At 65.4% G+C, this 6,000-nt stretch carries 4 protein-coding genes; all 4 read right to left on the bottom strand.

Features of this window, described 5'->3' with window-relative positions:
- Window positions 1-515 precede the first annotated feature (515 nt).
- The gene (locus J7360_RS16360; RefSeq protein WP_057663833.1) at window positions 516-1,244 is read right to left on the bottom strand and encodes a UTRA domain-containing protein; all 729 of its coding nucleotides are present in this window, start codon (window positions 1,242-1,244) and stop codon (window positions 516-518) included.
- 105 nt (window positions 1,245-1,349) lie between these two features.
- Window positions 1,350-1,925 (bottom strand): nicotinamide riboside transporter PnuC, encoded by a 576-nt coding sequence (gene pnuC / locus J7360_RS16355; protein ID WP_007972724.1) that lies wholly within the window; start codon window positions 1,923-1,925, stop codon window positions 1,350-1,352.
- Window positions 1,926-2,149: 224 nt separating this feature from the next.
- Complete coding sequence (locus J7360_RS16350; protein WP_209034265.1) at window positions 2,150-4,312, bottom strand: TonB-dependent receptor; 2,163 nt, start codon at window positions 4,310-4,312, stop codon at window positions 2,150-2,152.
- A 31-nt stretch (window positions 4,313-4,343) separates the two neighbouring features.
- A complete protein-coding gene (locus tag J7360_RS16345; protein ID WP_057663825.1) occupies window positions 4,344-5,501 on the bottom strand; it encodes a phosphotransferase in 1,158 nt (385 codons plus the stop codon).
- Window positions 5,502-6,000: the final 499 nt, after the last annotated feature.

Here is a 6,000-nt window from a genome sequence, read left to right as displayed (position 1 = left end):
AAGCGCCAGAAATGGCGAAATTCCGAAGTTCCAAAAGCCACTCTTCGGAACGACGCCACCTTCCGCCCTGTCAGGTCTCGTTGTTCAGACCTTCCCTAACGTCGCCGCCGAAACGATCTGCCCACCGCCAGGCGCGGTGATCGTCCGGAATCTACATGGATCACGCATGCACCACGGCGTTTGTCATCCGATCATGCCCACCTGGCGATTGCAGGTTCCACTCCGCTGCCGCTCTCGCTCCTCTCGCGATCGCAGGTGTCGCGTTACCGGATCGAGGTCGTGATGTCTGCCATCGAGGGAAGGGCGGAACCACCGCGCAATGGGCAGTCGTGCCACGTCGAGGCCTGCCAGTACGTAACCGATGCGTTCTGGCCGAACACGTCATCCGGCCTATCAAGCAGCGTCGAATCTGCTGTCGATCACACCGAGGCGGCAGCAAAGCCGCACACATCACCAACGCAGCAATGCAGCACGCTCTTCAACGATTCCCGATTCCCGATTCCCGATTCCCAGTCCTAAAAAGCAGACCGCGTCGGCGCCTCGGTCCGTACCACCACATCCAATGCGTCGTGGCGCCAGGATTCGATATCCAGCTCCACCGCGCGGCCGTCTTCGGCAAAGCTGACCCGCTGCAGCCGAAAACATGGCGTGCCGGGCGTGGACTGCAGCAGCATCGCCTGTGTCGCGTCCAATCCGGCCGGATGCATCGACAGCTGCGCGCGGCTCAGAAACAGGCCCAGCCGCTGGTTGAACACGCTCGACAGCGACCCGGCCAGATCGTGTTCGAGCAGGCCCGGCGCCCAGGCCGCGAGCACCACATTGGTTTCCAGCAGCACGGCGCGGCGGTCGATCCAGCGCCGACGTTGCAGGACGAACACCTCGTCGTACGGGCTGTCCAGTCGCAACGCCGCGGCGTAAGCCGCGCCTGCAACCTGCCGGGTGGCGCTCAATAATTCGGTGCGCGGCTTGCGTCCCTGCGCCGCCACGTATTGCATGAAACCGGCGATGCTGGTGGGGTCGTAGCGCACGCGCGGCGCGCTGACGAACCAGCCGCGGCGGTTTTCGCGATAGATGCGGCCTTCGGCTTCAAGCTGCTGCAGCGCTTCGCGCAGCGTGATGCGGGTGCAGGCGAATCGCTCGGCCAACGCGCGTTCCACCGGCAGGCGTTGATCCGGTCCCCATTCGCCGGCTGAGATTTGTGCGGAGATCGCTTCGGTGATGGTGTGTTGGCGCGACACGCTCATGCGGCCAACCGCAGACGGAAGACCCAGGGCGTGAGCAAGCTAATGAGGTGGAAGGCATGCATGTTGCGATGGTAAAGAAGAACGCGCGCGCAAACCGCGACCGGCTTAGCGCGCGACAGCCAGGTTCTGGTTCTGTTGGGTTTTCCAGCTGTACCAGCCGTACACCGCAAGCGCCACGAAGCCTGCGTAGAGCACGGCAGTGGGGTACAGCCCCTTGCTGATGAAGACGCCGACGTAGACGCAGTCGAGCACGATCCACAATACCCAGTTGGCGATGCGCTTGCGTGCTGCCCACACGCTGGCCACCAGGCTGAAACTGGCCAGCGCCGCGTCCAGCCACGGCAGCACCGCATCGGTGCGGTAATGCATGTAGGCGCCGAGCGCCGCAGCGAACGCCGCGCCGATGCCCAGCGAAAGCCAGCGTTCGGCGGACGGCATCGGCAGCGGGCGTATCCGTGTGTCTGCTGCGGTTCCGGCTTGCCAGTGCCACCATCCGTAGAGCTGGGTCAGCACATAGATCCCTTGCAGCAGCATGTCCGAGTACAGCTTCCACTGGTAGAACAGCCACGCATACAACGCCACCGCCACGATGCCCACCGGCCAGCACCAGCGAATGCGCCGCGCGGTGAGCCACACGCCCAGCAGGTTGATCACAACGGCGATGGATTCGAGCAGCGACATGCGGTACCTGGTGCGTTGCGGATCAACGTGGCGCGGGGTAAGACGCGTAAGGGTGGAGGGGCATACAGTTCAGACGTAGGACACGACACATCGTCGTCCCCGAGCACGGGCCGCAGGCAATCCCGCAGCGCTGCCGAGTGGGCGTTGGACGCTGCCCAATAGCGCATTCGGCGTCATTGCTGTGCATGCACGGCAGGGCGTGCAATGTGTGCCGACAGTGCAGGTTAGAAATCCACCTGCACCGTCAGCCGTGCAGTGCGTGGTGCGCCGGGGAACAGATACGCATCGCCCTGATATTCGCCGGAATCGCGCCAATAGCGCTTGTCGAACACGTTGTCCACGTTCAAGCGCCAGGTGGTCGCCAGCCCGCCCAGCGCCGTGGCGTAGCGGGCACCGAGGTTGGCTACGGTGTAGGCCGGCACGCTGGCGTTGCCGAGACGGTCGGCAAACTTGCGCCCGCTGTATTGCACGCCGCCCAGCAGTGCCAGACCATCGATACCTGGCACGCTGTAATCGGCCTGCACGCTGGCGCGCAGCTTGGGCACGTTGATCGCCTGATGGCCTTCGTACTCGGCAATGTCGGTGTCCTCCGCACGCGCGCGGAGTGCCGCGACGCTGGCGAACAGATGCAGCTGCCGGGTCGCTGCACCGTCGGCAGACAGCTCCAGGCCACGGTTATGCAGGCGACCCTGCTGCACATAGAGCAGACCGCCATCGGCCTGCGGTTGGGTGAACTGGTAAGCCTGGCGGATGTCGAACAGGGCCGCGCCCAGGCGCAGGCCCCGCAGGTCGATCTTGGCGCCGGTTTCCAGCTGGTACGCATTGGTGGGCGGCAGGATATCGTCGGCGTTATCGGCAAACCAAGGCGCCGTGCCGTCTGCCGCCAGGCTCTTGGCGTAGCTGGCATACAGCAACATGTTCTGCTGCGGCTTGAACAACAGCGCTGCCTGCGGCAGCACCGTGTCTTTGCGCGTGCGTCGTTCCAGCCGGCCGTCGCGATCGAAGCTGCGTTCGTCCAGTTGCACGTAGCGCGCGCCAAGCGACAGTTCCCACTGCGCACCCAGGCCGATCCGGTCGGCCATGACCAGCGCACGCTGGCGGCTGTCCAGACGGCGCTGCTTGGGATCCAGCGCAACATCCGTCTGCGCGAAGACGTCCGGGTCGCGATCGATGCTGCCGCTGCCGACGAATTCGTTGACCGAACCAAAACGGTCGATGGTGCGGCGCAGCCATTCGCCGCCGATGCTCAGGTGATGCTCCAGCGCGCCGGTCGCGACATGGCCTTCGAGCGTGGCACGCAGCTGATCGTGCACGCGGGTGTCGTCGGGGCTGCGGTAATCGTAGATGTCGTACTCGCCCTGCGCGCTGAAGAAGTTCGGGGTGGCGATGTCGGCGCAGCTTGCCGCGCCATAACAGCCCCAGGCGAATGCGGAGAAATCGTTGATCTTCGAACGACTGCGCGATGCTTCGGCGGTGGCGCGCCAGTCGTCGTTGAACTGGTAGGCGTAACGCAGCTGCGCGTTGAGCGAATCCATTTCCACCGGCCGCGCCCACGGCTGGTAGCCGAGCAGGCGGTGCACATCGATATCGCGCGGTACCTGCGTGCCGCCCAGCAGTTGATAGCCTGGCACCGAGCGCTGTTGTCGGTGCTGATATTCCACGTCCAGCTGCAGCAGCGCCTGCGGGGTGATCTTCCAGTCGCCGGCCAGCGACAGGAAATTGCGGTAGCCGTCGGCATGATCGACATAGCTGCCGATGTCTTCGCGTGCGGCGTTGACGCGTAACCCCAGCGTGCGTTCGGCACCGAACCAGTCGCCCAGATCGGCGGCGACATAGCGCGAGCCCTGTTCGTCGGTGCCCAGGGTGACGCTGCGCACGTGCTCGGGCCGCTTGGTGCGGTAGTCGATCAGCCCGGCCGGTTCGTTGACGCCCGATTGCAGCCCGGCCAGGCCTTTGAGCAATTGCACCTGCTGTTTGTTTTCCAGTGCGATCGATTGTTCGCCCACCGCACTCATGCCGTTGATGCGGTAGCTGTTGGCGGCATTGAGCGAATAGCCGCGCACCACGAAGTTTTCGTAATAGCCGATCGGCGCGTACGCATCGCCGGCGGAGGCATCGGCGCGCAATACCTCACTGAGTACGCGCGCCTGACGATCGAGCAATTGCGCACGATCGATGACCGCGATCGAGGCGGGCGCGTCCAGCAGCCGGGTGGCGCCAAATCCGCTCAATGCCGTCCTGGTCTCCACACGTTCGCCACGCACGTTGACCGCGTCCAGTTCCACTGCATCGGCGCCGGGTTGCTGCTGCGCCAGTGCAGGGGCGCAGCAAAACGCCAGTGCAAGCGCAAGCGGGCAGCGGGAGAGCAGGGGGAAGGCAACGGACATTGGGCAAGACTCGACAGAGAAGGGAAGGTGCTCAGGGCAGCCGGCGCGCACGTGCGTGCAGGTGTTGGAGCAGGTGCCGACCATCGGCGCTGGCGAACCAGTCCGCGTGGCCGAGCAGATAGCGGTGATAGGCGATATCGACGTTGGCGGGCGAACGCGTGATGCCGGCGAAATATTCCATTTCGCTCAAGGCGAAGTCGGCATGCACGATCGGCAGCAGTGCGGCCAGGCGGCGCAAGTGGTTTGCGTCCAGTGGGCGATGCTGCGCGTAGCCCTCCAGCAGCGCGTCGAGCTGGTCGAGCTCGGCCTGTGCGCGTGCGCCGGTGTCCAGCCGCAACCAGGGGATGAGGTTGCGTTCGATCGCGGTGGCCAGATCGAACAGCGCGCTGCTGCAATCGCTCAATCCGAAATCGAAGATGGCGCTGACGCGGGTAGCTCCGTCGTTGGTGTCCCACAGCAGGTTGGACGCATGCCAGTCGCCATGGGTCCACAGCGGCGGTAACGCGCCCGGCGCGGACAGCAGCGGCCATGCCTGCGCATGCCAGGGCAGCAGGTGGGTGGCCAGATCGTGTTGCCAGGGGCGGTCCTGCAGGGCTGCTGCCAGGTGCGGTCGTGTTGGCAAGGCATCGTGCAACGCCTGCACCGGGTCTGCCTGCGCAAACAATCGCAGATTGGCGACCAGCATGCTGGTGGAGCGTGCCGGCGCATCGAAGCCCTGGGCCGCGCGATGCAGTTGCGCCAACGCAGCGCCGGCCGCCCGCGCATGCGCAACGTCGGTGAACGGTGTCCACGACAACGCATCGCGGTAGAGGTCGCGTCCCGCGCCGACCCGCTGCACTTCGTACACCCAATCGGCGTGCGCCAGCGCAGTGCGGCCCTGCGCGTCGTGCAGTACCTCCACCACCGGCGCGCCGGCCCAGCGCAGATGGGCCATGAAGCTGTGTTCCTCGCGTAGCGCGGCCACGCTGCGCACACTGCGGTGGTGGCGTTTGACGATGACCGGGCCACTTGCCGTGTCCACGCATGCCGCTGCAGAGAACGGGCGCGCGCTATGCCAGCGCACCGCAGTGAGGTGGCCCACCGCCGCAAACCGCTGCAGCACGCGATGGATTTCATCGGTGGTCAGTACTGGCCAGTCCGGCAGTGCCAGTTCCAGGCTCATGCCATGCACCTGGTGCGGGACGTTCATGGGCCGACGCCCGACAGGCGCAGCAACCGTGCTGCGCGGGTGATTGGTATAGACCAAGTGGTCAGGAGTACGGCGGAGGGCGCGGCGCGCGCGCCGTCGAGGACAAGAACGGCGCTGCCGGGCCGTTGCCGCATCGCGTCGGCCATCAGGTCGCGGCGATGCAGGCAATGAAGAGGCAGCGCGAAACCGCAAGGTCGCTAACCGTCATCTCAACAATCAGGTGTGGGAGTGCACCAAAAGCAACCTGCAAGACGGCTGGCGGTCAGGTGCGTACGGGCGACGCGCTCTGATGCGGATGTACGCCTGGTACATGCATCGAGTGCTGCCCGCGCTTGCCTGGCTGCGCAGTCGGTTTGCCGGTCGCACAAAAGTGTGGCAACGGAAACCGCGTGCGGCTCCGGGCGCGCAGTATGCGCCTTGCGGCGATGGGTCGCCATGCTGCAACGCGCGTTTGCGCCAGGCACCGCTTGCAAGCGAGAGCGTGGCGCACGTCAACCCG

Source organism: Xanthomonas sp. D-99, from assembly GCF_017746145.1.
GTDB lineage: Bacteria > Pseudomonadota > Gammaproteobacteria > Xanthomonadales > Xanthomonadaceae > Xanthomonas > Xanthomonas cissicola.
Note: the sequence above shows the minus strand (reverse complement) of the source record. Positions and strands in the feature narration are given on the sequence as shown.